This window comes from Pseudomonas sp. GW822-FHT02D10, from assembly GCF_058802345.1.
Genome location: NZ_JBXAOB010000007.1, coordinates 89,678 through 113,924 on the forward strand (window position 1 = coordinate 89,678; position 24,247 = coordinate 113,924).

General features: G+C 55.6%; 33 protein-coding genes, 2 tRNA genes and 2 pseudogenes. 19 read left to right on the plus strand and 18 right to left on the minus strand.

Going from position 1 to position 24,247, the window contains the following annotated elements:
- Positions 1–109: 109 nt before the first annotated feature.
- The gene (galU, locus tag AC1RPZ_RS13580; protein WP_493137559.1) at positions 110–949 is read right to left on the minus strand and encodes a UTP--glucose-1-phosphate uridylyltransferase GalU; all 840 of its coding nucleotides are present in this window, start codon (positions 947–949) and stop codon (positions 110–112) included.
- 257 nt (positions 950–1,206) lie between these two features.
- Here galU and AC1RPZ_RS13585 point away from each other — a divergent pair, with 257 nt between their 5' ends.
- Together AC1RPZ_RS13585 and AC1RPZ_RS13590 are read left to right on the plus strand one after the other, a co-directional pair.
- A complete protein-coding gene (locus AC1RPZ_RS13585) occupies positions 1,207–1,395 on the plus strand; it encodes a hypothetical protein (RefSeq protein ID WP_071550483.1) in 189 nt (62 codons plus the stop codon).
- A gap of 143 nt (positions 1,396–1,538) precedes the next feature.
- The gene (locus AC1RPZ_RS13590) at positions 1,539–1,820 is read left to right on the plus strand and encodes a hypothetical protein (protein WP_493137560.1); all 282 of its coding nucleotides are present in this window, start codon (positions 1,539–1,541) and stop codon (positions 1,818–1,820) included.
- Positions 1,821–1,841: 21 nt separating this feature from the next.
- On the opposite strand, the gene AC1RPZ_RS13595 is transcribed toward AC1RPZ_RS13590, so the two are convergent.
- Both AC1RPZ_RS13595 and AC1RPZ_RS13600 read right to left on the minus strand, forming a co-directional pair.
- On the minus strand, positions 1,842–2,072 hold the full coding sequence (locus AC1RPZ_RS13595) for a hypothetical protein (RefSeq protein ID WP_493137561.1): 231 nt from the start codon (positions 2,070–2,072) through the stop codon (positions 1,842–1,844).
- A gap of 152 nt (positions 2,073–2,224) precedes the next feature.
- The gene (locus tag AC1RPZ_RS13600; RefSeq protein WP_493137562.1) at positions 2,225–2,575 is read right to left on the minus strand and encodes a hypothetical protein; all 351 of its coding nucleotides are present in this window, start codon (positions 2,573–2,575) and stop codon (positions 2,225–2,227) included.
- 211 nt (positions 2,576–2,786) lie between these two features.
- On the opposite strand from AC1RPZ_RS13600, the gene AC1RPZ_RS13605 reads away from it, so the two are divergent.
- The 5 genes from AC1RPZ_RS13605 to ada all read left to right on the plus strand — a co-directional run bounded on the left by AC1RPZ_RS13605 (position 2,787) and on the right by ada (position 6,029).
- Positions 2,787–3,089, plus strand: coding sequence for a DUF1883 domain-containing protein (locus AC1RPZ_RS13605; protein WP_019690029.1), 303 nt, complete (start codon positions 2,787–2,789; stop codon positions 3,087–3,089).
- Positions 3,090–3,125: 36 nt separating this feature from the next.
- Positions 3,126–3,296, plus strand: coding sequence for a hypothetical protein (locus AC1RPZ_RS13610; protein WP_493137563.1), 171 nt, complete (start codon positions 3,126–3,128; stop codon positions 3,294–3,296).
- 202 nt (positions 3,297–3,498) lie between these two features.
- Positions 3,499–4,215 carry a 2OG-Fe(II) oxygenase gene (locus AC1RPZ_RS13615; protein ID WP_493137765.1) on the plus strand — a complete coding sequence of 239 codons (717 nt, stop codon included), beginning with the start codon at positions 3,499–3,501 and terminating at the stop codon, positions 4,213–4,215.
- A 4-nt stretch (positions 4,216–4,219) separates the two neighbouring features.
- Positions 4,220–4,882 carry a DNA oxidative demethylase AlkB gene (gene alkB / locus AC1RPZ_RS13620; RefSeq protein WP_493137766.1) on the plus strand — a complete coding sequence of 221 codons (663 nt, stop codon included), beginning with the start codon at positions 4,220–4,222 and terminating at the stop codon, positions 4,880–4,882.
- Positions 4,883–4,967: 85 nt separating this feature from the next.
- Positions 4,968–6,029 (plus strand): bifunctional DNA-binding transcriptional regulator/O6-methylguanine-DNA methyltransferase Ada, encoded by a 1,062-nt coding sequence (ada, locus tag AC1RPZ_RS13625; RefSeq protein ID WP_493137564.1) that lies wholly within the window; start codon positions 4,968–4,970, stop codon positions 6,027–6,029.
- On the opposite strand, the gene AC1RPZ_RS13630 is transcribed toward ada, so the two are convergent.
- Positions 6,026–6,484, minus strand: coding sequence for a GyrI-like domain-containing protein (locus tag AC1RPZ_RS13630; RefSeq protein ID WP_493137565.1), 459 nt, complete (start codon positions 6,482–6,484; stop codon positions 6,026–6,028). The genes ada and AC1RPZ_RS13630 overlap by 4 nt on opposite strands.
- 18 nt (positions 6,485–6,502) lie before the next feature.
- Entirely contained in the window at positions 6,503–7,486 is a 984-nt protein-coding gene (acuI, locus tag AC1RPZ_RS13635; RefSeq protein WP_493137566.1) for an acrylyl-CoA reductase (NADPH), read from the minus strand.
- A 199-nt stretch (positions 7,487–7,685) separates the two neighbouring features.
- On the opposite strand from acuI, the gene AC1RPZ_RS13640 reads away from it, so the two are divergent.
- The 6 genes from AC1RPZ_RS13640 (at position 7,686) to AC1RPZ_RS13665 (ending at position 12,139) form a co-directional block, all read left to right on the plus strand.
- Positions 7,686–8,750 (plus strand): NAD(P)H-dependent flavin oxidoreductase, encoded by a 1,065-nt coding sequence (locus AC1RPZ_RS13640; protein WP_493137567.1) that lies wholly within the window; start codon positions 7,686–7,688, stop codon positions 8,748–8,750.
- Between the two features lie 159 nt (positions 8,751–8,909).
- Positions 8,910–9,677: a molybdate ABC transporter substrate-binding protein gene (gene modA / locus AC1RPZ_RS13645; protein ID WP_493137568.1), complete on the plus strand. Its 768-nt coding sequence runs from the start codon at positions 8,910–8,912 to the stop codon at positions 9,675–9,677.
- Complete coding sequence (gene modB / locus AC1RPZ_RS13650; protein ID WP_493137569.1) at positions 9,678–10,358, plus strand: molybdate ABC transporter permease subunit; 681 nt, start codon at positions 9,678–9,680, stop codon at positions 10,356–10,358.
- Between the two features lie 3 nt (positions 10,359–10,361).
- Positions 10,362–11,450: a molybdenum ABC transporter ATP-binding protein gene (gene modC / locus AC1RPZ_RS13655; RefSeq protein WP_493137570.1), complete on the plus strand. Its 1,089-nt coding sequence runs from the start codon at positions 10,362–10,364 to the stop codon at positions 11,448–11,450.
- Between the two features lie 83 nt (positions 11,451–11,533).
- On the plus strand, positions 11,534–11,758 hold the full coding sequence (locus tag AC1RPZ_RS13660; protein WP_493137571.1) for a hypothetical protein: 225 nt from the start codon (positions 11,534–11,536) through the stop codon (positions 11,756–11,758).
- Between the two features lie 150 nt (positions 11,759–11,908).
- Entirely contained in the window at positions 11,909–12,139 is a 231-nt protein-coding gene (locus AC1RPZ_RS13665) for a hypothetical protein (RefSeq protein WP_071550498.1), read from the plus strand.
- A 79-nt stretch (positions 12,140–12,218) separates the two neighbouring features.
- On the opposite strand, the gene AC1RPZ_RS13670 is transcribed toward AC1RPZ_RS13665, so the two are convergent.
- The 4 genes and pseudogenes from AC1RPZ_RS13670 to AC1RPZ_RS13685 all read right to left on the minus strand — a co-directional run bounded on the left by AC1RPZ_RS13670 (position 12,219) and on the right by AC1RPZ_RS13685 (position 14,917).
- On the minus strand, positions 12,219–13,190 hold the full coding sequence (locus tag AC1RPZ_RS13670) for an XdhC family protein (protein ID WP_493137572.1): 972 nt from the start codon (positions 13,188–13,190) through the stop codon (positions 12,219–12,221).
- 58 nt (positions 13,191–13,248) lie between these two features.
- Positions 13,249–13,332: pseudogene (locus AC1RPZ_RS13675) on the minus strand (alpha/beta hydrolase); the annotation flags it as partial.
- A 718-nt stretch (positions 13,333–14,050) separates the two neighbouring features.
- The gene (locus AC1RPZ_RS13680) at positions 14,051–14,281 is read right to left on the minus strand and encodes a hypothetical protein (protein WP_493137573.1); all 231 of its coding nucleotides are present in this window, start codon (positions 14,279–14,281) and stop codon (positions 14,051–14,053) included.
- 393 nt (positions 14,282–14,674) lie between these two features.
- Complete coding sequence (locus tag AC1RPZ_RS13685) at positions 14,675–14,917, minus strand: DUF1652 domain-containing protein (protein WP_493137574.1); 243 nt, start codon at positions 14,915–14,917, stop codon at positions 14,675–14,677.
- A gap of 244 nt (positions 14,918–15,161) precedes the next feature.
- Here AC1RPZ_RS13685 and AC1RPZ_RS13690 point away from each other — a divergent pair.
- A pseudogene (locus tag AC1RPZ_RS13690) lies at positions 15,162–15,850 on the plus strand (carbonic anhydrase).
- A 63-nt stretch (positions 15,851–15,913) separates the two neighbouring features.
- Here AC1RPZ_RS13690 and AC1RPZ_RS13695 read toward each other — a convergent pair.
- The 4 genes from AC1RPZ_RS13695 to AC1RPZ_RS13710 all read right to left on the minus strand — a co-directional run bounded on the left by AC1RPZ_RS13695 (position 15,914) and on the right by AC1RPZ_RS13710 (position 18,088).
- Entirely contained in the window at positions 15,914–16,099 is a 186-nt protein-coding gene (locus tag AC1RPZ_RS13695; protein WP_493137575.1) for a hypothetical protein, read from the minus strand.
- A 325-nt stretch (positions 16,100–16,424) separates the two neighbouring features.
- Positions 16,425–16,649 carry a hypothetical protein gene (locus tag AC1RPZ_RS13700; protein WP_493137576.1) on the minus strand — a complete coding sequence of 75 codons (225 nt, stop codon included), beginning with the start codon at positions 16,647–16,649 and terminating at the stop codon, positions 16,425–16,427.
- A 77-nt stretch (positions 16,650–16,726) separates the two neighbouring features.
- Positions 16,727–17,155, minus strand: a complete 429-nt coding sequence (locus AC1RPZ_RS13705; RefSeq protein ID WP_493137577.1) for a hypothetical protein — start codon at positions 17,153–17,155, stop codon at positions 16,727–16,729.
- Between the two features lie 696 nt (positions 17,156–17,851).
- Positions 17,852–18,088, minus strand: a complete 237-nt coding sequence (locus AC1RPZ_RS13710) for a hypothetical protein (protein WP_493137578.1) — start codon at positions 18,086–18,088, stop codon at positions 17,852–17,854.
- Between the two features lie 269 nt (positions 18,089–18,357).
- Here AC1RPZ_RS13710 and AC1RPZ_RS13715 point away from each other — a divergent pair, with 269 nt between their 5' ends.
- The gene (locus AC1RPZ_RS13715) at positions 18,358–18,795 is read left to right on the plus strand and encodes a glycine zipper domain-containing protein (protein ID WP_493137579.1); all 438 of its coding nucleotides are present in this window, start codon (positions 18,358–18,360) and stop codon (positions 18,793–18,795) included.
- A gap of 485 nt (positions 18,796–19,280) precedes the next feature.
- Here the strand turns inward: AC1RPZ_RS13715 and AC1RPZ_RS13720 are convergent, their stop codons facing one another.
- Together AC1RPZ_RS13720 and AC1RPZ_RS13725 are read right to left on the minus strand one after the other, a co-directional pair.
- Positions 19,281–19,481 (minus strand): hypothetical protein, encoded by a 201-nt coding sequence (locus tag AC1RPZ_RS13720; RefSeq protein ID WP_493137580.1) that lies wholly within the window; start codon positions 19,479–19,481, stop codon positions 19,281–19,283.
- 270 nt (positions 19,482–19,751) lie between these two features.
- Positions 19,752–20,054: a hypothetical protein gene (locus AC1RPZ_RS13725; RefSeq protein ID WP_493137581.1), complete on the minus strand. Its 303-nt coding sequence runs from the start codon at positions 20,052–20,054 to the stop codon at positions 19,752–19,754.
- 846 nt (positions 20,055–20,900) lie between these two features.
- On the opposite strand from AC1RPZ_RS13725, the gene AC1RPZ_RS13730 reads away from it, so the two are divergent.
- Together AC1RPZ_RS13730 and AC1RPZ_RS13735 are read left to right on the plus strand one after the other, a co-directional pair.
- Positions 20,901–21,230 (plus strand): hypothetical protein, encoded by a 330-nt coding sequence (locus tag AC1RPZ_RS13730; RefSeq protein WP_493137582.1) that lies wholly within the window; start codon positions 20,901–20,903, stop codon positions 21,228–21,230.
- Between the two features lie 10 nt (positions 21,231–21,240).
- Positions 21,241–21,435, plus strand: coding sequence for a DUF4406 domain-containing protein (locus AC1RPZ_RS13735; RefSeq protein ID WP_493137767.1), 195 nt, complete (start codon positions 21,241–21,243; stop codon positions 21,433–21,435).
- 226 nt (positions 21,436–21,661) lie between these two features.
- Here the strand turns inward: AC1RPZ_RS13735 and AC1RPZ_RS13740 are convergent, their stop codons facing one another.
- Positions 21,662–22,264: an NADPH-dependent FMN reductase gene (locus AC1RPZ_RS13740; protein ID WP_493137583.1), complete on the minus strand. Its 603-nt coding sequence runs from the start codon at positions 22,262–22,264 to the stop codon at positions 21,662–21,664.
- 203 nt (positions 22,265–22,467) lie between these two features.
- Between AC1RPZ_RS13740 and AC1RPZ_RS13745 the strand changes: the two genes are divergently transcribed.
- The gene (locus AC1RPZ_RS13745) at positions 22,468–22,650 is read left to right on the plus strand and encodes a hypothetical protein (protein ID WP_493137584.1); all 183 of its coding nucleotides are present in this window, start codon (positions 22,468–22,470) and stop codon (positions 22,648–22,650) included.
- A gap of 350 nt (positions 22,651–23,000) precedes the next feature.
- Entirely contained in the window at positions 23,001–23,207 is a 207-nt protein-coding gene (locus AC1RPZ_RS13750) for a hypothetical protein (RefSeq protein ID WP_493137585.1), read from the plus strand.
- 259 nt (positions 23,208–23,466) lie between these two features.
- Here AC1RPZ_RS13750 and AC1RPZ_RS13755 read toward each other — a convergent pair.
- Together AC1RPZ_RS13755 and AC1RPZ_RS13760 are read right to left on the minus strand one after the other, a co-directional pair.
- Positions 23,467–23,553 (minus strand) — tRNA-Leu (locus tag AC1RPZ_RS13755).
- Between the two features lie 194 nt (positions 23,554–23,747).
- Positions 23,748–23,821, minus strand: a tRNA-Cys gene (locus tag AC1RPZ_RS13760).
- Positions 23,822–24,247: the final 426 nt, after the last annotated feature.

The window sequence follows — 24,247 nt, forward strand, 5'->3', positions numbered from 1 at the left end:
CACAGCATACCCGCTGCAGCTTTCTCGGTCAGCACTGCGAATTACATGGGGCCGGAAAATGAAAAAGCCACCCGAAGGTGGCTTTTCAGAACAAAACAACGAAGCGCTTTTAGTAAGCCTTGCCAGTCTTGTAGAAGTGTTCGAAGCAGAAGTTGGTCGCTTCGATGTAGCCTTCAGCGCCACCGCAGTCGAAACGCGTGCCTTTGAACTTGTAGGCAATCACGCAACCGTCTTGCGCCTGTTTCATCAGGGCGTCGGTGATCTGGATCTCGCCGCCTTTGCCCGGCTCGGTTTCTTCGATCAACCTGAAGATGTCTGGAGTCAGGATGTAACGACCGATGATTGCCAGGTTGGATGGAGCATCTTCCGGCTTTGGCTTCTCGACCATGTTGCGTACGCGGTACAGGTCATCACCAATCAGATCGCCAGCGATTACGCCGTATTTGTGGGTTTCCTGCGGGTCGACTTCCTGGATCGCCACGATGGTGCAACGGTACTGCTTGTAGAGCTTGACCATCTGGGTCAGTACGCCGTCACCGTCCAGGTTGACGCACAAGTCGTCCGCCAGCACGACCGCAAACGGTTCGTCACCGATCAATGGACGGCCGGTCAGAATCGCGTGACCCAGGCCTTTCATTTCGGTTTGACGGGTGTAGGAGAACGAGCACTCGTCGAGCAGCTTGCGGATGCCGACCAGGTACTTCTCTTTGTCAGTACCCTTGATCTGGTTTTCCAGCTCGTAGCTGATGTCGAAGTGGTCTTCCAGAGCGCGCTTGCCACGACCGGTAACGATGGAGATTTCTGTCAAACCAGCGTCCAGCGCTTCTTCAACGCCGTACTGGATCAGTGGCTTGTTCACCACCGGCAGCATTTCTTTAGGCATGGCTTTAGTCGCTGGCAGGAAGCGAGTACCGTAACCGGCTGCTGGGAACAAGCATTTCTTGATCATAAAAGTCCTTAAAAGGGCTGTGTGTACGAGTTTTGGCGCAGTCTAATCAGGAGGCGAGCACCTTACAATGCCCCCACACTGGCTAACCGATGCCATCATAGAGAAATATTCCCGCGGATAGTTCCACAGCGATGCATATATCGCCTCCAGGCAAACGCTGGCGGAACAACGCAAAGCCTTCACTTTAGACCAGCGAACGCGCCCAGGCACTTTTCCAGTTATCATTGCGCGATTGAACCAGCCAACGAGGCAGATAGATGTCGGCAGCAAAAAGCGTAAACGGTTACCTGATCAATCAGGCCAAAGATGGCCAATGGTGGGTCGACAGCGCCAGTGGCGAAAACATCGCCGGGCCTTTCCCTTCTGAAGCAATGGCGATTGAAGTCGCCTCAGTGCTGCAAGACACCCCGCCTGCACCCAAGCGGCGCGGCGCCAAGCCTGAGTAACACCAGCACCTCAAAAGAGCCCTGCCGCCAACGCGCAGGGCTTTTTGGTGTTTGTTTGTACCGAAATGGCCGTTCGCTATAGCATCTCGCCACAGGGCGACTAGTGCCCTGTGCCGCCCTTTCCACTTGAGGACGCGCATCACATGAAAAAATATCTGGCTCTGATTGCGCTGTTGGCCTTGAGCGGTTGCGCCACCGCGTCCAAAACCTATCTGGATAACGGCGAACAAGGTCTGTCGATCGACTGCTCGGGCGAAGTCAATTCCTGGGCCAAATGTTATGAAATGGCTGACGCTTCCTGCGCTGGAACCGGCTATCGGATCATCGGCACCGAAGGCTCGCCAGCCACCAAGGAAAGCGACAAGACCCTGGGCGTCGACGTCGGCAACTTCAAGAGCCGCAGTGTCGTGGTGGTGTGCAAGTAACCGGCAAAATGCTGTTGGCCATTACATGTGAATTTCGGCGAACTTGATCCCGAGGCCACGCACCGTCTCGATCAGATCGTCCAGCCGACTGAAGGATTCGACCTCGTCGTTTTCGTCCACCAGGAAAAAGCTGCGCCCTGCACTTTTCTTGAAGAACACGATCCATTCCCCGGAATTTGCCGGGTCTTGAATCACATGGGTCGCAGAGATTTGCCCCTCTGCATGCCGCTCTCTTACTTGCTCTCGCTTCATTGACCACTCCAGAAATGACAATGCCGCCGAAGCGCTGACCCGGACGGCATTGTGTCGATGGACGACAGTTTATCGGATGCCTTGACCCATCAGCACGCGATACTGTCCGCCGCCGACTTGCCGTTCATGCCGTACTGGAAATAGTTGAGACCTCAGCCGGAAATGCACGCATTGGCGGCATCACCGATATCCCCAGGCCGAAACGGCACATTGGACATGCTCTCGTGGAGCTTGATGCTGCTTCCGCCAGATCGCTCTTCGATATCAAATACCGCAGCAGGACCTGCGGACAGTTTCCCGGGAACAATCACCCGCACGCCATCCTTGTGCGGCTCCATCTGCAGCGCGTCGCGGGTCTTGGCCAGCTTACCGGCCACGCAACTGGCATACTCCTGAGGCTTTTTCCCCGAGATCACATTCATGGTCGGCAGCGTCTGGCTAATGTCCGAGACTGTCGCACAACCACTCATCGCCAACGCCAGTATCAAAACACCCCGCTTCATACAATTCCTCCGATAAAGACCCTCCGACAGCACATATACTGTTTTTCTCCGGAGACTGCTGCTTTATCCCTCATAAAAACCCGAATAACTGTTTTTAATTGTCAAAGCGCCCAGCGGCAGCCGGATAATAAACCGTTCGGGCTGATAAACTGCGCTATCGCCCATGCTATCGTTTTGATTTTGTAGAAAAAGCCCTTCTGGAGGCGCCCCCATGAAATTTATCCACCAGCGCGAGCACCTCAATGAAGATGACATCGTCGTCATTCAATGCTCCCAAATGTGCAACATCCGTCTGATGAACGACGCCAATTTTCGCAGCTTCAAGAATGGCGGCCGTCACACCTACCACGGCGGCGCATTCGACACCTTCCCTGCGAAGATCACTGCGCCAAGCACCGGTTTCTGGAACATCACCATCGACACGGTCAACCGCCGGCCGATCAGCGTGACCCGCAAACCGACCCTGACTCACTCGATCAAAATCATCCGCCGGTCCAGCTCGAAACTCAGCTGAGCCCCCCAGCCCGCACCGCTACAGACAGGTACGACCGTGGCCCAAACGACCAAGTACGTCATCAAATACAAACTCAACGGCGAGCGTCGCTTCGAATTCGCCCAGCTTGAAAATGGCACCGAAGCCGAGGCCAAGGCCGCGCTCACCGCCATTCATGGTGAAACGTCAGACATCATCAGCGATATCAGCGTGAGCAAAGCGCTGTAACGCTGACAGCAACGGCGCAAGACATCATGCGCCCTGGCCCCCTCGGCAGCCACTCCGGAGTTCGACCGCAAGCACCGGAGTGTCGCCCACCCTTGAGCCCCCTAGACTGGCGCACCTCAACCTTGAGTTCAGGAGCCGGAACATGCCTACTTCTTCGCAGCACAACGCCCCCGTAGCGAGTGGTATCAGCGGCGTCTGTGCGATGGCCGAACACTCTCTGACCTCGCGTATCAATGCACTGGATTGGCCTTCCCTGGAGCAAGACCTCGACCGGGACGGCTGCGCGACGATCAAAGGACTGCTGAGCCCTGAGCAATGTGAAGACCTCAGCGCACTCTACGCTCAGCCTGCGCTTTTCCGCTCGCAAGTGATCATGGCTCGGCATGGTTTCGGGCGCGGCGAATACAAGTATTTCAGATACCCGCTGCCGGATATCGTTGCTCGCCTGCGCGACACGCTGTACCCAGGGCTTGTCCCGCTGGCCAATCGCTGGAATGAACGGATGGACTTGCCCACCCGCTTTCCCATGGAACACGCAGCCTTCCTGCAACGCTGTCATGACGCAGGACAAGAACGCCCTACGCCGCTGTTGCTGCAATATGGTCCGCAGGACTACAACTGCTTGCATCAGGATCTGTACGGCGAGCATGTGTTCCCGCTACAAGTAGCGATTTTGCTGTCCGCACCCGGTGAAGACTTTACCGGCGGCGAATTCGTGCTCACCGAGCAGCGCCCGCGAATGCAATCACGGCCCATGGTGATGAGCCTTGAAAAAGGCGATGCGCTGATTTTTGCCGTGCATCAGCGCCCGGTCAAAGGGGTTCGCGGCGATTACCGGGTGAACCTGCGCCACGGTGTCAGTCGCCTGCACAGCGGCAAACGGCACACCCTTGGAGTGATCTTTCACGATGCGCAGTAAAGTGATGCCCCCAGCGACCTTCGACCTGTTTGCCGGTGAAGATCAGCAACCGGCCAGGACCGAGCAAATCGGCGAACAGTCTTTCGTTCTCCGAGGTTTCGCTCTGCCCTGGGTGGAGCAATTGCTACCGGCGCTGGAGAAGATTTTACTGGCCGCACCGTTTCGGCAGATGGTGACCCCCGGCGGTTTCACCATGTCTGTCGGCTTGAGCAGTTGTGGCACGCTGGGCTGGACCACCGATCGCAGCGGCTATCGCTACACTCGCATCGATCCTCTCAGCGGTGAGCCGTGGCCGGCAATGCCTGAAGTCTTTCGGGAGTTGGCGCAAGCAGCCGCACAAGAAGCCGGCTTCCAGCATTTTGAGCCTGACGCCTGCCTGATCAACCGTTACCTTGCGGGTGCCAAGATGTCATTGCACCAGGACAAGGATGAAAAATCCTATGATCCACCGATTGTTTCGGTGTCCCTCGGCCTGCCGGCGATGTTCCTGTTCGGCGGCTTCAAGCGTGCCGACAAGAGCCAGCGAGTGCCGCTGTTTCACGGTGACATCGTGGTGTGGGGCGGCGTGGATCGCTTGCGTTATCACGGCGTGCTGCCGCTCAAGGAGGGTCACCACCCGCAACTGGGCGGACAGAGGATCAACTTCACGTTCCGCACCGCAGGATGACACCCGGAATTTGACCGCAAGTGCCGGAGTGTCCTCACCGCTTGCACTCGCTAGGCTGAACCGAACCTTCAACCGGTAAGACTTTATGACCACTGCCAAACACACCACTGAGCAAGATCCCCGTTGGTCCGCGGTACTGGCTCGCGACCCGCGTGCTGACGGTCAGTTTGTCTACGCGGTGAAAACCACCGGGATCTATTGCCGCCCCAGCAGCCTGGCGCGATTGCCGAAACCGGAAAACGTCGAATTCTTCGACACCGAGGAACAGGCTCAGGCTGCCGGTTATCGCCCGAGTAAACGTGCGGCGGCAGACCAGACCCATCTCGCCGCACAGCACACGACACTGGTCGCAGCAGCCTGTCGGCAGATCGAGTCCGCCGAGACGTTGCCCAGCTTGAACGAGCTGGCAGAAACCGCGCGAATGAGCCCTTTCCATTTTCACCGGGTGTTCAAAGCGGTCACAGGTCTGACGCCCAAGGGTTACGCCACCGCACAGCGTTCACGCAAGGTTCGTGAGCGCCTGGAGGTCGCAGGTTCAGTGACTGACGCGCTGTATGACGCAGGCTTCAACTCCAACAGCCGTTTTTACGAGTCCGCCGACCACCTGCTCGGCATGAAGCCCAGCGACTATCGCGCTGCGGGCCAGAACATCGACATCCGCTTTGCCGTCGGCCAATGTTCATTAGGCGCGATTCTGGTGGCGCAAAGTCAACGCGGGGTGTGCGCGATCCTCTTGGGTGACGATCCCCACGCGCTGGTCTGCGACCTTCAAGACAAGTTCCGCCAGGCCAACCTGATTGGCGCCGATCATGAGTTCGAGCAACTGATTGCCAAGGTGGTGGGTTTTATCGAAGCCCCAGCGCTTGGCCTGGACCTGCCGTTGGATGTGCGCGGCACGGCGTTTCAGGAGCGGGTGTGGATGGCGTTGCGAGATATTCCGGCGGGCAGCACTGCCAGTTACGCCGAAATTGCCCAGCGCATTGGCGCGCCAAAAGCGTTCCGTGCCGTGGCCCAGGCCTGCGGTGCCAATAGCCTCGCGGTGGCGATTCCCTGCCATCGGGTGGTGCGCAGCGACGGCAACCTCTCGGGTTATCGCTGGGGCGTGGAGCGCAAGCGTCAACTGCTTGCGCGTGAAACCCAGCCTTAGTAAATGCCGATATGCACTGCCACTGACTCAGGGCCGGTATAGGCCTCGAAGTCGGTGGCAAATCGGCGTTTGACCTGCGGATTAGCCTCGAAATACACCCAGACTCTGCCCCATGCCTCGATCACACAGCCCGGCATCGCCCCTTTCGCCTCGAAAACCAGGTACTCGCCGCCCTGCACCTCAATGGTTGCGTAACCAGAGGCCGCTTCACTGACTGCCACCCCGGCCATCACATCGAAAGATCCCGAGGCATCAGACTCATAGTTGGAGTACACCCCATAAGCCGGTGAGTCCGGTTTCTTATTGGCAATCTTGTCAAACAACCCATCGACAAAAAATCGCTGCCACATCGGGCCGATTCTGGCGGTAGCTGCCTGCTGCTCAGCACTGTTGAGCGTATGTACACGCAGTCCCGACACGCGGAATGGCGAAATCTCAAGTTGCTTCAAATCCATGGAACAGTTCCTCCGTAGTTAACGATTCACATCCACCACAACCCGACCACGCAACTGGCCGGCCAGCAACCGCGACGCTGCTTCAATCGCTTCGCTCAAACCAATTTCATGACTGATCAGCGGCAACAAAGCGAAATCCAGATCCTTGGCCAGACGATCCCAGGCAACGATGCGGTTGGCTTTGGGCTGGGTCACGCTGTTGATCCCGGCCAAGGTGATGCCGCGCAAAATGAACGGCGCAACGGACGCCGGAAAATCCATGCCTTGCGCCAAACCGCATGCGGCCACGGTGCCATTGGCCCGAGTACTGGCGCAAGCGTTGGCCAGGGTATGGCTGCCGACCGAATCAATCACCGCTGCCCAACGCTCCTTGGCCAACGGTTTGCCCGGTTCGGAAAGACTGGCGCGGTCAATGATCTCGCTGGCACCCAGTTGTTTCAGGTACGCGTGTTCCGAGGTGCGGCCGGTGGAGGCAACTACCCGATAACCCAGTTTGGCCAGCAGTGCGATGGCGAAACTGCCGACGCCACCGTTGGCGCCCGTGACCAGCACTTCACCTTGCTGCGGGGTCACGCCGTTACGCTCCAGTGCCAGAATGCTCAGCATCGCCGTGTAACCGGCCGTGCCGATCGCCATGGCCTGGGCCTCGGTGAACGCCGCAGGCAACGGGATCAGCCAATCGCCATCGAGCCGCGCCTTCTGTGCCAGCCCACCCCAATGACCTTCACCCACGCCCCAGCCATTGAGCAATACCCTGTCGCCGGCCTTGAAATCCGGATGGCTGCTGACATCGACCGTACCTGCCAGATCAATCCCCGGCACCATCGGGAATTTGCGTACCACGGGACTTGCACCGGTAATCGCCAGGCCGTCCTTGAAATTCAGTGTGCTGTACGCCACTCGAACCGTGACATTGCCGTCGGGCAATTGATCTTCGCCAATTTCCCGGAGATTGGCGTGGTAACCGCTGTCATCTTTCTCAATCAAAATGCCGTTGAACATGGTTGTCTCCTGACTTGATCGTTAGTCGAAGGGCGAGCCCGAACGAACACCTTCGCAGCCGTTCCACAAAAAAGCCATGACCGATATCACAACCGAGGGCTACGCTTTTCTGCACTCGGCATCTGCGCTTAAAGGCCACTGGCCTTGTGGCGGCGACTCCTGTTACAAAATCCGCTCTTGTCATGAAGAGGACGTCCCAATGAGCCAGTGGCCTGACACGCGCATTCTTGATCTGCTCGGCATAGAATTGCCGATTATCCAGGCCCCCATGGCCGGCGCCAACGGATCGGCCATGGTCATCGCGGCCAGCAATGCCGGGGCCCTCGGCTCAATGCCCGCGGCCATGCTCAGCGTCGAACAATTGCGCGAAGAGCTGAAGATCATTCGCCAACACAGCCAGCGCCCGTTCAATGTGAACTTCTTCTGCCATCAACCACCGCTCGCCGATGAGCAACGCGCAGCACAATGGAAAACCCTGCTGGAACCGTATTACCGCGAACTGGGCGCTGACTTTGACGCACCGACACCGGTTTCCAACCGTGCACCGTTCGACGCCGCCGCCTGCGCGGTGATCGAGGAGTTCCGCCCGCAGGTGGTGAGTTTTCACTTCGGCCTACCGGAAAAATCCCTGCTGGAGCGGGTCAAAGCCACGGGCGCGAAAGTCCTGTCTTCGGCGACCACTGTTGATGAGGCGATCTGGCTTGAACAGCACGGCTGCGACGCGATCATCGCCATGGGTTACGAGGCCGGCGGCCATCGCGGGATGTTTCTCAGCGATGATCTGAGCAGCCAGGTCGGCACCTTTGCCCTGGTGCCGCAAATCGTCGATGCGGTCAACGTACCGGTGATCGCCGCTGGCGGGATTGGCGATGCGCGCGGAATCGTCGCCGCATTCGCCTTGGGCGCCTCGGCGGTGCAATTGGGCACCGCTTATTTGTTTACGCCTGAAGCCAAGGTCAGTGCCTCCCATCACCGGGCACTGCGTATTGCCAAGGAAAGCGAGACGGCGCTGACTAACATTTTCAGCGGGCGTCCGGCACGGGGGATTATAAATCGGGTCATGCGCGAACTCGGCCCGATCAGCCCGCAAGCACCGAGCTTCCCGCTGGCCGGCGGCGCACTGATGCCACTGCGGGCCAAGGATGAAGCAGATTTCAGCAACCTCTGGGCGGGGCAAGCGCTGCGGCTTGGGATTGAATTACCAACCGCTGAACTGACCCGGCGGCTGGCTGACGAGGCGCTGGCCTTGATGGCGCGTCGATAGCGCAAAAAATTGTATACATTTTTTGCCCGGAGAAAGCCTGTGAGTTCCGTTCGTCGCCAATTCGCTATATATTCCGATATATAGCGTTTCGCCTCAGCCCCGGCGCAGTCGACTTACAACAACAAACTGCCCACCTCACCTGCACCTCGGAGCCGCTCCATGACCATTTGTGCCTCACGTTTTGCCCCTACTCGCCTGGCGTCTTTGCTCGCCGTGTTCGCGTTTGGCTCAGCCCAGGCCGATGAAGTCCAGGTTGCGGTCGCAGCCAACTTCACCGCACCGATCCAGGCCATTACCGCCAACTTCGAAAAAGACACCGGGCACAAACTGGTCGCCGCTTATGGCGCCACTGGCCAGTTCTACACCCAGATCAAAAACGGTGCGCCGTTCGAAGTGTTCCTCTCGGCTGACGACACTACCCCGCAAAAACTTGAGAGCGAAGGCGACACGGTCAAAGGTTCGCGTTTCACCTATGCTATCGGCACCCTGGCGCTGTGGTCGGCCAAGGACGGTTACGTTGACGCCAAAGGCAAAGTGCTCATCGACAACACCTATCAGCACCTGTCGATTGCCAACCCGAAAGCCGCCCCTTACGGTCTTGCTGCAACCCAGGTATTGGCAAAATTGGGCCTGACCGACAAGGTCAAGGACAAGATCGTAGAAGGTCAGAACATCGCCCAGGCCTACCAGTTCGTTTCCACCGGTAATGCTGAAGTTGGCTTCGTCGCCTTGTCGCAGATCTATAAAGACGGCAAAGTCACCGGCGGTTCGGCGTGGATCGTTCCAGCCGACATGCACGACCCGATCAAACAAGACGCGGTGATCCTCAACAAAGGCAAAGACAACCCGGCCGCCAAGGCACTGGTTGCCTACCTCAAGGGGCCTAAGGCCGCTGCTGTCATCAAGTCCTACGGTTATCAACTCTAAATGACGCTATCGAGTGCCGACTATTCCGCCATCTGGCTGACCCTCAAACTGGCGTCCCTGACGACGGTCATCCTGTTGATCATCGGCACTCCGATTGCGTTATGGCTGTCGCGCACCCGCTCCTGGTTGCGCGGGCCGATCGGCGCAATCGTCGCCCTGCCCCTGGTGTTGCCACCCACAGTGATCGGCTTCTATCTGCTGCTGACCCTCGGCCCTAACGGGGTCGTCGGCCAGTTCACCCAAGCACTGGGGCTCGGCACGCTGACGTTCAGTTTTGCAGGGCTGGTGATCGGCTCGGTCATCTACTCGATGCCCTTTGTCGTCCAACCGTTGCAGAACGCGTTCTCGGCGATCGGTACACGCCCGCTGGAAGTAGCCGCCACTTTGCGAGCCAACCCTTGGGACACTTTTTTCAGCGTGATCTTGCCGTTGGCCAGGCCAGGCTTTATCACCGCGGCCATTCTCGGCTTCGCCCATACCGTCGGTGAGTTCGGCGTCGTGCTGATGATCGGCGGCAATATCCCAGACAAAACCCGCGTGGCGTCGGTGCAGATCTACGATCACGTCGAAGCCATGGAATACGCCCAGGCCCACTGGTTGGCCGGGGCGATGCTGGTGTTCTCATTCCTGGTCTTGCTGGCGCTGTACTCCAGCCGCAAAACCAAAGCTGGCTGGAGCTGATCGATGACCTCAACGATTCACGCTCGCCTGCAACTGCACTATCCGGATTTTTCCCTGGACGTCGACCTGCACCTGCCCGGTCGCGGTGTGACTGTGTTGTACGGTCATTCCGGTTCGGGCAAAACCACCTGCCTGCGCTGCATCGCCGGCCTGGAAAGAGCCGCGCAAGGCTTTATCCAGATCAATGACGAAGTCTGGCAGGACAGCAGCAAAAAACTCTTTGTCGCCCCACACAAACGAGCGCTGGGCTATGTGTTTCAGGAGGCCAGTCTGTTTCCCCATCTGTCAGTGCTGGCCAATCTGGAGTTTGGCCTGCGGCGCATTCCACGCCAGCAGCGCCGGGTCGACATGGTCCACGCCACCGAACTGCTGGGAATCGGCCATTTGCTCGGCCGTCATCCACAACACCTCTCGGGCGGCGAGCGTCAACGGGTCGGAATCGCCCGGGCACTACTCACCAGCCCGAAACTGCTGTTGATGGACGAACCACTGGCAGCGCTGGATTCACAGCGCAAAAGCGAAATCCTGCCATACCTCGAACGGCTGCACGACGAACTGGAAATCCCGGTGTTGTACGTCAGTCACTCGCAGGATGAAGTCGCGCGGCTAGCCGATCACATTGTCTTGCTCAGCTACGGCAAGGCTCTGGCCAGCGGTCCTGTCGGCGAAACCCTTGCGCGGCTCGATCTGCCACTGGCATTGGGTGATGACGCGGGCGTGGTGATCGAGGGTCAGGTGACGGACTACGACGCCAATTACCAACTGCTGACTCTGCAACTGCCCCGCAGCCTATTGAACGTGCGGGTCGCACATTCGCCGTTGGCTGTGGGCAAACTGCTGCGCGTCAAAGTCCAGGCTCGCGATGTCAGTCTGAGCCTTCAGGACGGCGAACTCAGCAGCATCCTCAATCGCCTGCCGGTGACGGTGACCAGCGAAATTTCCGCGGATAACGCCGCCCACGTGCTGGTGCGCCTGGACGCTGCCGGAACGCCCTTGCTGGCGCGCATCACCCGCTATTCCCGCGATCACTTGCAACTGCATCCTGGCCAGCAGTTATGGGCGCAGATCAAGTCAGTGGCGGTCCTTGCATAAGCGACGAACAGCGCCGCGCTGTTTTGCACCTTTTCAACTTGCTTCTATAGTTGATGTGAACACGATTGCACCTCGGTGAAGCCATGGAAGACATTTTCGTTGTGAAACGTTGCAACAAGATCACCGTCCAGGGTCGCCGTGAAGGAGAAGTGGCTCATCAGCAGCCGATTGCGGCGGTCTGGTACCGGATTGCCGATACTCGCACCGGTGGCGGTTTTATCGGCGACGGTTACGATCGTATGGAAGATGCCATGCGTGAGTGCAGGCGTCTCAATGCCGCCAGCTCGCGGGGCTCGCGTAAAGTCTGAAACGCAGGCCTATGGCTGCGCCGTTGCAATTGATTTTCTGGGTCTATACTGGTTTTAGCTGAAGGATCGGCGACCTCATCGGCAAACGCTCGCTTCCGGCGAGCGTTTTGTTGCTCGATCAAAAGCTTCTCTGATACGGAGGTGTTTCTCATGTCCGAAAAAGAGTCCATCACCACATTGCTCACCCTGCTCGACTCGCGTCAGGCGCGTTTGGCGGCTGCCTGCAAGGAAATTGCCGACTGGGTCGACATCCATGGCGGCCACCCCACTGCGATGAAAATTCGCGACCGTCTGCAAGACATCGAGAAAGATGCACCGCTGATTCAGAACGCGCTGACGTCGCTCAAACCTATCGACCGGCCACTGCCTCGATTCCGCTAAGCAAGCTCCGGCTCGTACGCTCAAGCCAACTGAAGCCGGGACTCGCTCAGGATCGGCACCCCACCGATACGGTGCTTTTTCAGAGCCGATCCCGAGCAATACCGCTGCGAATACGCAGAATATCGGCGAGCACCGCCAAAGCGATTTCCGCCGGCGTCTTACTGCCCAGATTAAGCCCGATGGGCGCGTGAACACGTGCCAGCTCAGCCTCACCCAAACCACCGATGCGCCGCAAACGCTCAAAGCGCTTTTGCGAGGTTTGCATCGAGCCCATCACACCGATGTAAAACGCCTCGGTGCGCACTGCTTCCATCATGGCCAGATCATCAATGCGCGGATCGTGTGTCAGCGCCACCACCGCTGTATCTCTGTGGCAACCACCGTCGGCAATGAACACCGACGGCAACTCGCGACGAATCTCCACGTTCTCCAGGACCACCCCTTCGAGGACCTCCTCACGCGGATCACACAGAATCACCTCGAAACCCAGGCCAACCGCAAACTCGGCACACGCCTGCGCCACGCTGGAATAACCGGCGAGCAGCAGTCGCTGGGCCGCACCGACGCGCACACGCACCCGATCGATTTCTCGTTCGATACGCGATCCGTGTTCACGGTCAACCCGCAAACTGCGTGCGCCGCTGGCCAGATTCACTTCACGAATCAAGCGACGCTGGCCGAGCAAGGCGGACTCCAGCTCACGCAGATGGGCTTGCACCTCACAGTCCGGTTCAAGCTTTTCCACCAACACGTCGAGCAACCCGCCGCAGGGCAGCTTTACCTGAGCGCGCGGGTCATTGCCTTCGCCGTAGCGCACCACCGAAACGGCGTCGAGAAACACCCCTTCGGCCATGCGCTCAAGAAAGTCATCTTCGACACAGCCGCCCGACAGCGAACCAATCCAATGGCCGCTATCGTTGACCGCCAGCATCGAGCCCGGCGCCCGGGGCGCCGAACCGTAGGTGCTGAGCACGCTGCAGAGCCACACACGCTGACCGGCGCTGGACCAGGCCAACGCTCGTCGAACCACTTGCAGGTCAAGATGCTGCATATCAGTGCGCCTTTTGCTCAGCGGGAGCGTCCATCTTCAACTGCTCGATCTGACTGACCAGCAGATCTGCGATGACCCTGCTCCAGTGCGCTGCACTGCCCCAAAAGCCGTGTACCAACAAAATCGTGGGTTTGTCGCTCATCAGATCGCTCCCGATTTCGTAGAGTTGAGTCGCTCAGTGCGTCTACCCAATTTATCCTTTAACGCCCTTGAGCAACGTATTGAATGTAGGGGATCTGCATAAATGACGGGATTCATTGGAGAGCCTATCGACGAATGGACAATATTCAGGTCGAAAAAAAGCCCGCATGCGGGCGGGCTTAAAGGGAATATCTCAAAGGAGTCAGGTCAATCTAGGCAGGTCAGGGTGAAGACTTCGTGAAAGGGTTGTCACGGTTACGGAAATCTGACAATTCCAGACATCCGGACCAAAGTCTGTGTATCAAGCGGTTGAAACCATCGCCTTATCTAACACCCTCACATTTACGTTGTCTTTTTTTTTGCCTCGCACCTTTACTCCACTTTTTTCTCGACCACTTGTGGAAGGGCTCAAGCAGAAAAAACAGTACATAGCCCGAGAGAACGAGCGCGAGATCGATCCAGGACTCGGCAATGGGCCCTTCAAAGTACTCGATGCAGTACTTGATAACGAACAGCAACGAGATTCCACCGAGTGCCATTAATGTGACAACGGCCAGACTTGATAACCTATCCTTCAATTGGGTACATCTCCCTACTGTATAAAGGCGACTTCATGTGAGACGCCTGGAAATTTCCATCGTTCCGTCAAATCCAAAAGGATGCACCAAGCCCGGGCCCTGAAATGACGGGGCCCGAAGAGCAGAAAGAGTGAGCCATGCTCATTTAAGGCTGATTCGATGAGCCTTCACTTCCTCCGCATAGGTTGCCAGCCGCTCTTCGGCGGTCTCCAGCACTTGACACGTCTTGAGCAGTGACTGAGCGTCGACCTCATTACCAGCCTGCCTCAGTCGCTCGGCAATGCTTTTGAGCTCCACCGCTGACCATCGTAAATCAGACGCAAGGTTCTGGAAATCGCTGCGCAGTTCGTGTTCGGGTTTGTTGAGTAACATGGCAACTCCCTCCGCGTCACGGCATCACTCGATGCGACGCTCTGAAAATCGGTATCACTGCATAAGACTTGATAACCCTCTCGTGAACTTGATGCAACTACCAGATTTCCACTGCCAGGCTCTTCCCGAAAATCAAGCCTTCCGTCCGATTATTCGCCAGACGCCTACACAGGCGCAGCGAAAACCGCCATCACCTCGGCCAGAAAAGCGCTTCCGGCGTCACGCTGACGGGCTGAGTACCGAACAGCTGCGTGGCGACATAACGTCCATGTCAGCAGGTCGCTGACTGATGGACGCTAGAGTGTGTAGCAAGCAGGCAAGTGGCAGACCAGAAACCAACAAGGGTTTGCATTAGCCTTCGCCAGCAAACCCTTGGTTTATTCGATCTCTGTATCAGCCTGCGAACGCTCTACGCCCGGCTTTCATCTCAGTCCGTAACTCGCCGATAAAGTTGGATATTTCCCGGACACTGGTCAACTTCGCGGTCGATACGCCGGTGATCAGTAATTCAACGCGTGCGGATTCTGGCTCGACAATTTCGATCCTCAACGATCCGTCGGGACTCACCGTGCAGCTGCACGAGAGTGGATGGAAACCGGACTCCACAATTTGGCAAAGCTCAAGAAGAGGAAACATGGCATTCCGTCCGTGGGGGATTGTGTACTGGAGTGTTACCTGATCTTTACAGGTTAGCTGACCCCGGCGAATGCGAACGAATTAAGCGCAAAGTGCTATGTGTTTCTCACCTGAGTAATGCTGCGTTGCCCGAAACAGTCCTCTGCAAACCACCGAGACTCCAACGAAGAAGTACTGAGGGTTCATGCAAGTATTAGCCCTTGATAGCGAGCCACTCCCACCCAAACCGTGAGTACACAAGACTATGTGTGAATCCTGTGATTCAAACCCTGCGCTCGAAGCGGATGGTCGTCGGCGCTTTCTCCGACTTGCAGGACTAGGGGCCGGCGCCCTGTTACTTGCCGACGCACTCCCCGACAGCATCGTCCAGGCCGCCGAAAAAAAGGCCCCACCGCCAAAACCACAAAACTCGATCAGCCCGGACATGGCCCTTCAACGACTGATCAAGGGCAATCAGCCTGGCCAGAACCCGTTTGCGGCAGTATTAAGTTGCGCTGACTCGCGCATCGCCCCCGAGTATGCATTTGACACCGCCCGCGGAGACCTTTTCGCGGTGCGTGTCGCGGGCAACTTTGTCACGGAAGAAGGCTTGGCAAATCTGGAATATGCAGTCCTGGCGCTCGGCGCCCCGCTGATTCTGGTGCTAGGGCATCAAGACTGCGGCGCCCTCACTGCCGGCATCAAGGCAACAAAGGACAGGTTTTCCCGGGCCAAATCCAGAAACTGACTGACGCGCTCAGACCCGCTATCGAGAAGGTCCTCAAGGAGCCGGGAGATCTTCTCGAAAACGCGACCGTGCAAAACGTCAAAGACTCGGTAAACAACGTCAAGAATACCTCACCCGTACTGACGGAAGCACTGAGCAAGGGCACGCTGAAAGTCGTCGGAGGCATCTATCGCCTGGCAAGCGGCAAAGTAGATTTGATTGCCTGATACGAAAAATGCATCTCGCCCGGCGGTGAGATGCATTTTTTGAAACTCACTGACTCGCGTTGTTTACCGCGAGGTCAGAGGCCTGGCTTTGTCGTGGAGTTTTTCGAGCTCGTTATCGACCGAGTTTTGATCATCCCTCCACTTTTTCGGATTATTTGTTTCGAGCTCGTCGCGGTCCTGTTTCGCTTCACCTGTAAGGATCGGCTCAACTGTTTTGTTGGCGCCCGGTGCATGCTGATCGGTCTTCATGGCTCACCTCTCGTAGGCCCTGCGGTCGATACGTATTAGAGGTTTCGAAACGGCCAATGTTCAAAAGCCGGTTCCAGCCAGCGACAAATTTCAGGCAAAAAAAAACCCAAGCAGCTGATGGACGCTTGGGCCTTAAAAATGCGTAAACCGTGGTAGGTGAACACGGAGCTATCGTAGCTCATCAGTCAACATGCAACAAGATATTTACATCTTGATTTCACTCAAAAAAATCACCTAACCCCTTAAATAACCACACTTTTTTCAAGTCTACGTCTCTGCGGGACTAGAGATTCACATGCCCGTCACAGTACGTGCGCAAACGCAGTCAGATCCGGTAATTCTTGAACAGTTCCTCTTTGATGATCAGCAAGGCATCTTCGTAGTAGCGCTCACCGCGAGCCTCACTAAGCAGCACGGATCTGACGCTGCCTTCACCCTCACGAGGTGTGTGCTCGCAGGTAATGAAGAACGCTGCCGTTTCTGCCTTGAACTCCAGATAATAGAAAAGCTCCCTGCCTTCGCGATCCCAATAACCAATTTCTCTACGCATCAACAACCACCGCAGCACTGTGAAGTTGCCCCATTCTAGCGGGTGTGGTCGACACCAACGAACGATACATGGCTACTTCAGCGGGAGCTTGGAGCTATGGAAATACCGTCGCTCACATCACCGTAAATTCGAAAGCGCTTTACCTCTCCGGCAGTCATGGTCGTTACGACCTCACGCAAGGAAATACCTATCGAGCACAAGCCGTTACCCTTCAGGTCTTCTCCAGCGCCTACAAAGACTTCCCCCGGCTTGGTGAAAAACCTTGCGCCTTCACCAGGCCCTACTCTCGCGACAAAATCACCGTTCACGTAGACACCGATGTAGCAGGCCGAACCAAGCAAGCCAGCATCACGAGTCACAAGAATCGTTCCGCTGTCCCCCTTGATCGGTTGCTGAAATGCAAAAACCCGGTCACTCGGAACCCCAGCTGCTTTTTCTGCTGAAATCGGTGAAGTCATGCACCCTGAAACAAGTACAAAGGCTGCAATCCCTATCAGAATCCGCATGTCGAGCCCTCGCTGAACGATGCCAAGACTTCATCACCACCGAGTGAATTGGATATGCACCAGGATCGTGACCCCATGGCTGAACATATGACAAACAGTATAGATGTCTGGAATGAGAGCCTTGTCTGTTGGGGTGGCTGACCAAAAAATATTCCTGCACCGTTGGCGATCCAAATATCCAGTCCCGCTATCCGAAGTCGCGCTCCGAACACGGCACTGCACACTGCGGGTCAGGAGGGAAATCAGAGCGGCGATTAACCGCTCTGAAGGGCAGGCGTCTAAACGTCAGTCGTCTCTATCATCGTGATCGCGACCGTGGTTACGACCATACCCCTGATCATTGTCACGACGATCGTATCCTCGGTCATACCCCCGATAATCGCGGTGATCATAGCCACGGTGATATTCACGACCATGCTCACGGCCGCGATCATGATCTCGACCGTACCCTCCTTCATCTTCCCAGTAAGGCCAACAGCCTCCCAGCAGGAGAGAGCTTGAAATGGCCAGGATCATTATCGCTGTGCGCTTCATTTGAACACCCTAAAAGCAAAGGTCAGAGCTACGGAGATGGGTCGTCGCTACCCCCGAATTCAACTCGGAAAGCGTTCAACCGTAGATACGACCATGAAGCAGATCAATGATTCATTAGCGAGATGCGACAAGCAAAAGAACGAATCCAATGATCGTAAAGCCTTACAGCGGTTTTTGGTCGTTACCGGTGCGTCTAGCGATTTCGATCCCCCAGTCCAGAGCGTCCTCCATGTCCAGCAGATGCGGTTTTGGGTCGTTATCCTCCAGGATAACCGTGCCATCTGGCCGGTAAACACCGATGAACATCTGCAGCGATCCGTCCCTCAGTATCTTGGCCCTAACCTCGATCTTGCATCCATTCGAAAGAGTTTCCGAGTGGATCAAATGGCGCTCAGTCATTGTTGCATCCCTCTCGTAGTTGATATTCGAGTAACGCACACACCCATAACCACGGCGACAAGCCATTTGTTACAGCTCCCGCTGTAAATGCCATTTTCACGGGTCGAACTTTAGCTTTGCAGCGACCTCTACATTTCTAGATATCCCTCAGACTAGAACACACTGCAGAGAGAAGCTTGGCGATAGAATGCAAAAGCGTACCTTTTCAAAGTGCTCAACACTCTGAAATAGCGCCCTGAACGAAATAACTACTTCTTGAGGTCCACAGCATGCGCATAACACTGCTTACTCTTGCTCTAGGTGCTCTGATCACACAAGGAGCAATGGCCGCTGGGGATGGTACCGCAGCCGTCGGTGGCGGCGTGGGTGGCGTACTGGGTAACATAGTCGGCCAGCAAATCGGCGGAAGTACCGGTGCAGCGATTGGCGCTGGTGTAGGAGGTGCTGCCGGTAGTGCCGTCGGTGCGCCGAAAGGGAACAAAACCAACGCAGCCATCGGCGGCGGGCTCGGATCGGCAGGCGGCTCGGTCATTGGTCATCAGCTGGGCGGCACAACCGGCTCCACCATCGGCGCTGGTCTTGGTGGCGCCGCAGGCGGCGCAGTAGGCAATAGCTTGTCTGACGATAATCGTAATCGCAGTTCAGGTGACAAGAGTTATAACGGCAAACACAAACATAAGTACAAGAATAAGTACAAGCACGATTAAGTGACTGAATTTACTTGTACGCGAACAGCCCGACCTTGCGTCGGGTTGTTCTTCTCGCCCCTGTCATACCCTCGTCACACCTGCCAGGCACAATGAGATCAGCTGGCCCCATCTACAGAGAGCCTGGCCCCAATACAGCGATCTTACCAGCGGCGATACTCTTGTCCCCGATGATCGTCACCGTAGTAACGTCCATGATCATGCCCGCGCCCATCATGGTCATGCCAATACGGCCAGCACCCGCCAAGCAGCAGCGTTGCTGACATCACCAGGATCAAAGTCGTTGTGCGTTTCATTTGATCAGCTCCCGGCAGGCAATGCCTGACACTTTGTTCGTTTGATCCCCCCAAATTAAGGAGGTTCAAACGCCCTATCGCCTGATCACGGGCTGGCCGAACCCTGTGATCGCCTATTACGGCTATTTCGCCGTGGAAGACCAAAGTGGCACCCTATGTGAAGAGCCCAGCGCAATGGCTGGGCTCGGTTTATTTTCTGTGTTCCATCATCTTGTCAGCAAGAAGTTTGGCCCTATCGACCAACAGGTTCTGCCTGTCTTCGTGATTCGATTTCGGCCCCCCTACCGTCGGTGCCGTCAGATGGCTTTCCGCAATCAATGCAGCACAAAAATACTGATCCCAAACGACTCGTTCTCCAGCCGTCCGTTTGTTCATTTGGTCGGAATTCATATGCGGCTCCTTTTGATGAGGTAGCTCAGCTATTTTACGCCCGAACCACAAACAAACCCGCCTGGAATCGAAGAAGCAGGCCATGGCGATGGATGGAAAGGGGATCAAACGTTTGGATCTGTGGGGATGCCAGGCAGAAGCATCGTAACGCGGCCCTGATGCGCGGAGCGCACACAAGCGGTCAGTCAAAAATATTGATCATCCGTAGCAAGCGCCGAACATCATCAACTGACCGCAACTTAATGGTCCACTCGCCATCAGGCTTGTCATTTACTTCGCCAAACTCCACGGATAACGCTTTAAGCGAATGATGTTCAGTCTTGAAGGATGGCAGCCGAAAGTAAAAAAGAAGCCAATTGTGATTAGACACAAAGCTGAAAGGGCAGCTTCCATCGGAGGTAGAAAAAACCCAATGGACCGCTCTAACCCACCCAGTGTCTTGGGGGCGCAATTGTAATTTTTCGCAGCAGAAATCGCACCGACCAGCATGCAAAACGCTTCCCGCACTTGCGGGCTTTCGATGGACGAATAGCACTCAACGTACTTCGCTGCATCCCGAGCATCAGTAATCATCTGATTCTCTCCTTAGGCTTGCCCCTCCTTCAATCTAGCACCATCCATACCGGCTGGAGCCCTTCCCCCATGCCCGCAGAAAACAAAATCACCTAACCGCAGAGCGCAACGAAGGTGCGTAAATTCATCCTGAAGGGTCGCCGGACCTTCAGCATCGACACTGCGGTACAGCAGGCGCTTCGCCAAACCGAAGTCAGAACGTCCATCTAATCCGAAGTGACGGATTGCCTAAAACGATTCGACTGGCTGGTAGATTGCTCTTCAGCGTCGTGATGCAATAAGGAAACGCTGTAATCGTAGGTCGATATCAACGGCACTGACTCGTCATTACGAGACATTTCAAGCCATCGCCTTGTGCGTTCAATGTCAAAGGACTCGTTCTTTAACGTCATTTTCGCAACAAGATTCGCTGAGACCCTGAAGTGACCACAACCGACTGAGCATTTGACCTCAGACCAGTCTCCGAGCGCGTGAACAGTCCTAACGGCAGCCTGACAAATCAAGCACTTCATATTCGATCTCCCTATCAGTGGTCTATCAACTGTAGCCGATCCCCAGCCAAAGACCTCTCCCCATGCCCACAGAAACCCGCACGATCATGATTTTTCCTCGCCCTGAAAGGGGCTGATTACCACTCGTCCAGGCCAATGAGCTGCTGCCAATTCCTCGTCTACACCTTTAATCATGGAGTCTCTGGCCGCATTTCAGCGCTCCCCGAATATCTTCGTGTGGTATGCATCCATTTCCTTCTCTTGGGCGTTACGCTTTAAATTCGATGGCATACGAAGCGCCATACGGAACTGCAGTACCTCAAGCTTCGAGCTTCATTTCTCAAGGAATAGAAAAATGACTATTAGCTCCAAAAACTGGCATGCATGGCTGAACACGATGCCACCGAAACCGGACGACCTTCATGTCGTCGGAGATGTTGACGTTGCCAATCCGGGAGTCGAGGCCTATCTAACCATGCGAGCCCTGCAGGGTTCTAACCCGGCATCACTCATGTTGGATCTGCACTTGATCCAACGACCAGGAAACTGGATTCAACAGATGAGCTGCACGCAAGCCAGATTCTCCAGAGTCATGCCTCCACACTCGCCTCACTACACAACGGTTGAAATTTTCTACAATAGTGAGCGAGTTGCGTTTATCGACAAAATTCCAACCATTTCCTGACTGATTCGCACTGGATCAGTTAAGCCGTAACGCCCAACCGGACACCGTGGCCATGCTGCCCGGCTGGGAGTGCTCGAAGAGTGTCAACCTTGAACAGCGCGTAGCAGCGAACGTCGGCATTCGGGTCGTCATGTCTGCGCCATCTGCCATCGCCTTTACTACACGATATTCTTGGTTCGAAAGGATCAAGCTGCGGAGGAGATAGGGGATCAATGAGCCCAATGCATTGGTGCGCGAGCAGTTGGCCAAAGTCGCAGCTACTTATCCCTGTATCGGCAATCAGACTCATTGATCGTTGCCCAGCACAATGTTGGGCGATTTCCATTTAACCAAATGGAGATGCATCGGCACGCAAACAGCGTGCTATGCATTAGTTTTTTAACAAAGCAGCTTCTGCACGTCTAATAACCTTTTTTCCTGGTCTTATAGGCTCAGGAAATATCCCTTCCCCCTTCGAAGGTGGCCGTTATGGCGGTAAGGACGCAGTGATCTTCATGATTAAATGCCGGACTGCCCTCAATTTGATTCTTGAACGCGCCCAAGGCCGAGACGATTTGCTGACTGATCTCCGGGCTCGTTGCGATGTCTGCCTCATCCATTCCTTTAGCCAGCAGGTTCACTGTTATCGAAGCGGGCTCGACAATAATCGCGGACATCGTTTCCAGCACTAACCTGAGGGCCGCCTGGGCGTGACTCGCTCGTGGTGATGCGTTGAAAAGTGCTACCGGTTTACCGGGAAAGTCCTGGCTGGCCACGAGCCAATCCAGTGCATTCTTGAACGAGCCCGGTATTCCGCGAGCGTATTCAGGACACGAAATGAGAATGCCGTCTGCCTTGGCAATAATCCCGCGCAGCTCTGTGACGATCTGTGGAGGATCGTCAGCCAGGTCCGGATCGAAGTGAGGTAATTGACCCACCTCCAGATAGTGCTTGATCGACATCCCTTCAGGACTGAGCATCTCGGCAGCACGCAGTAGTGCGGAGTTTGAGGAGGCTACGCGGAGGCTTCCTGAGATCGCAAGCAATTGCACCATGTGTATTCGTTCCATGACTTAGTGGGTCGGTGCATTGTCACATACACGGGCCAAAGCCATCTTTAGCGTGATAGCAATCCCGATCGGCAGGCGCGCTCGATCGCCTCCCAGTCGGGCTGCCTGGTTATCATGATGTATCTCGGGGTTAAAATGAGTAGTGGGATGCAGCTATCAGTGAGACTCAATCCTTCGAGGGCAGCACCATGGGTACGACTGAAGAATCGATAATCGCAGCAGCAAGAATGCGCGCCGCCTATCGGGGAGAAAATGAGGCATTGGCTTCGGCTTCAGCACTTGAAGCCATGGCAGTCCTGAAAAAGTCTTTAACGGGAGACAAATACCAGGAGGCTCTCGAAAGACTGTATCTCGAGTACACCGCGTCCTGATCCACGCGTAACGCATTCACCTGCGGCACACCTACCCTACTGCGTCTTCCAGGATGATTTCGATCAGCTTCTGCTCAACCAGCCGAAACAGGGCAGCGACTGTATGTCGTCGGCCTTCGGGCCAAATCCGAATACATCAAGCGGATGCGCTTTACATTGCTCATGAATGACTCCGCGCCACCATTCGTCGCTTATGAAAACGTGGCGCGGTATACGCGACCATGCCTGGCTTAAGGATTGCTATGTACGCCCGTAGCGGCCCCAGAACGACGTAATTCTGACGCGGCGGCAATCAAAATTAACGCTTAAGGACTCCAGCGATACGCTTGGTCAGTCACCGGAGATGCAACGTGTCAACTCTCAATGAAATCGCAGCGAACCACGCGAGAATGGCTAAGGCAAAGGAAGAAGAGTCGACCGGACTGAGTGAGCGACACCTTCAAATAGTGGGTAGCTTCGAAATTCCATCCATTGATGCGCAACAGCACATACCACCGCACCTCATCGTCGGAGTGCAGGACAACCACCTCGGACAAGCAACGGGCTACTTGCTCTGACTGCGCTTGATCTCAGTATCGATTGGGTTAGTCGCCGGCTTGTCGCATGCCATGCAGTGCTCACAGTTCAGGCAAGCCAGAGATCAACTTGGGCATACGACCGTTGTCATGACTGAGCAGTACATTCGTATGCGCAAAGGCATGAAAGTCACGCCGACAAAATGACTAGCGGAAGCGGATTGCGGAGCAGAGACAGGTTTTTGCTGAGCAAAGAAATAAGGGCTTGCGTGAGGTATCTCACGCAAGCCCTTGATATTCATGGTGCCCGAAGCCGGAATCGAACCGGCACGTCCTTACGAACGGGGGATTTTAAGTCCCATGCGTCTACCAGTTTCGCCATTCGGGCGGTAGCGCGGTGAAGCATTCAAGAACGATCAAATTAACAATCAGTCCTTTTTGCTGCTGATGCGGCAGGGGAAGAAATATATACAGCCCTTCCCTTCTAAGCAAGTTCGCTGACGTCAAATTCAAGACAAAATCTTGCTACCTACAGCAAATAAAAAAGCTCCGTAAATCAGTGATCTACGGAGCTATTTATAGTGGAGGCCGAGGTCGGAATCGAACCGGCGTAGGTGGATTTGCAATCCACTGCATAACCATTTTGCTACTCGGCCTCAAACGTCAGATGCCTAAAAAACAACATCAAACGCATACAAACTGGAGATGGAAACTGGATTGTTATCTATTTCCAACCCTTTGATATCTAAAGGGTTTTTCTCGTTCCTGAATCAGGAATGGACGCAATTCTGGACGTGTTCGCAGGGCATGTCAAGGACAGGAATAAAAAAAATCTATAGCACGCTACCGAATGTGCTCTACACCCCACTGACGGCGTTCCGGGGCAATGCGTCCATGAGAATAGCTACTGGATATTTCGCCATTCGTACCTACGCTGATTTGCGAGGGGTCCAGGTTTCGGACGGACTGCGATTGAGTCTTGCTTGAACCTGTCACAACAGTGAATGAGGAACTCTGCGTGAACCAGACCATCGCCAGTAGCCCGGCAGACTTAAGCTATTTACAAGGCGACCTGAATAAAA

Coding starts and splice junctions, on each gene's coding strand:
- galU (WP_493137559.1), bottom strand. CDS start 949: ATGATCAAGAAATGCTTGTTCCCAGCAGCCGGTTACGGTACTCGCTTC.
- AC1RPZ_RS13585 (WP_071550483.1), top strand. CDS start 1,207: ATGTCGGCAGCAAAAAGCGTAAACGGTTACCTGATCAATCAGGCCAAA.
- AC1RPZ_RS13590 (WP_493137560.1), top strand. CDS start 1,539: ATGAAAAAATATCTGGCTCTGATTGCGCTGTTGGCCTTGAGCGGTTGC.
- AC1RPZ_RS13595 (WP_493137561.1), bottom strand. CDS start 2,072: ATGAAGCGAGAGCAAGTAAGAGAGCGGCATGCAGAGGGGCAAATCTCT.
- AC1RPZ_RS13600 (WP_493137562.1), bottom strand. CDS start 2,575: ATGAAGCGGGGTGTTTTGATACTGGCGTTGGCGATGAGTGGTTGTGCG.
- AC1RPZ_RS13605 (WP_019690029.1), top strand. CDS start 2,787: ATGAAATTTATCCACCAGCGCGAGCACCTCAATGAAGATGACATCGTC.
- AC1RPZ_RS13615 (WP_493137765.1), top strand. CDS start 3,499: ATGGCCGAACACTCTCTGACCTCGCGTATCAATGCACTGGATTGGCCT.
- alkB (WP_493137766.1), top strand. CDS start 4,220: ATGCCCCCAGCGACCTTCGACCTGTTTGCCGGTGAAGATCAGCAACCG.
- ada (WP_493137564.1), top strand. CDS start 4,968: ATGACCACTGCCAAACACACCACTGAGCAAGATCCCCGTTGGTCCGCG.
- AC1RPZ_RS13630 (WP_493137565.1), bottom strand. CDS start 6,484: ATGGATTTGAAGCAACTTGAGATTTCGCCATTCCGCGTGTCGGGACTG.
- acuI (WP_493137566.1), bottom strand. CDS start 7,486: ATGTTCAACGGCATTTTGATTGAGAAAGATGACAGCGGTTACCACGCC.
- AC1RPZ_RS13640 (WP_493137567.1), top strand. CDS start 7,686: ATGAGCCAGTGGCCTGACACGCGCATTCTTGATCTGCTCGGCATAGAA.
- modA (WP_493137568.1), top strand. CDS start 8,910: ATGACCATTTGTGCCTCACGTTTTGCCCCTACTCGCCTGGCGTCTTTG.
- modB (WP_493137569.1), top strand. CDS start 9,678: ATGACGCTATCGAGTGCCGACTATTCCGCCATCTGGCTGACCCTCAAA.
- modC (WP_493137570.1), top strand. CDS start 10,362: ATGACCTCAACGATTCACGCTCGCCTGCAACTGCACTATCCGGATTTT.
- AC1RPZ_RS13660 (WP_493137571.1), top strand. CDS start 11,534: ATGGAAGACATTTTCGTTGTGAAACGTTGCAACAAGATCACCGTCCAG.
- AC1RPZ_RS13665 (WP_071550498.1), top strand. CDS start 11,909: ATGTCCGAAAAAGAGTCCATCACCACATTGCTCACCCTGCTCGACTCG.
- AC1RPZ_RS13670 (WP_493137572.1), bottom strand. CDS start 13,190: ATGCAGCATCTTGACCTGCAAGTGGTTCGACGAGCGTTGGCCTGGTCC.
- AC1RPZ_RS13680 (WP_493137573.1), bottom strand. CDS start 14,281: ATGTTACTCAACAAACCCGAACACGAACTGCGCAGCGATTTCCAGAAC.
- AC1RPZ_RS13685 (WP_493137574.1), bottom strand. CDS start 14,917: ATGTTTCCTCTTCTTGAGCTTTGCCAAATTGTGGAGTCCGGTTTCCAT.
- AC1RPZ_RS13695 (WP_493137575.1), bottom strand. CDS start 16,099: ATGAAGACCGATCAGCATGCACCGGGCGCCAACAAAACAGTTGAGCCG.
- AC1RPZ_RS13700 (WP_493137576.1), bottom strand. CDS start 16,649: ATGCGTAGAGAAATTGGTTATTGGGATCGCGAAGGCAGGGAGCTTTTC.
- AC1RPZ_RS13705 (WP_493137577.1), bottom strand. CDS start 17,155: ATGCGGATTCTGATAGGGATTGCAGCCTTTGTACTTGTTTCAGGGTGC.
- AC1RPZ_RS13710 (WP_493137578.1), bottom strand. CDS start 18,088: ATGACTGAGCGCCATTTGATCCACTCGGAAACTCTTTCGAATGGATGC.
- AC1RPZ_RS13715 (WP_493137579.1), top strand. CDS start 18,358: ATGCGCATAACACTGCTTACTCTTGCTCTAGGTGCTCTGATCACACAA.
- AC1RPZ_RS13720 (WP_493137580.1), bottom strand. CDS start 19,481: ATGAATTCCGACCAAATGAACAAACGGACGGCTGGAGAACGAGTCGTT.
- AC1RPZ_RS13725 (WP_493137581.1), bottom strand. CDS start 20,054: ATGATTACTGATGCTCGGGATGCAGCGAAGTACGTTGAGTGCTATTCG.
- AC1RPZ_RS13730 (WP_493137582.1), top strand. CDS start 20,901: ATGACTATTAGCTCCAAAAACTGGCATGCATGGCTGAACACGATGCCA.
- AC1RPZ_RS13740 (WP_493137583.1), bottom strand. CDS start 22,264: ATGGTGCAATTGCTTGCGATCTCAGGAAGCCTCCGCGTAGCCTCCTCA.
- AC1RPZ_RS13745 (WP_493137584.1), top strand. CDS start 22,468: ATGGGTACGACTGAAGAATCGATAATCGCAGCAGCAAGAATGCGCGCC.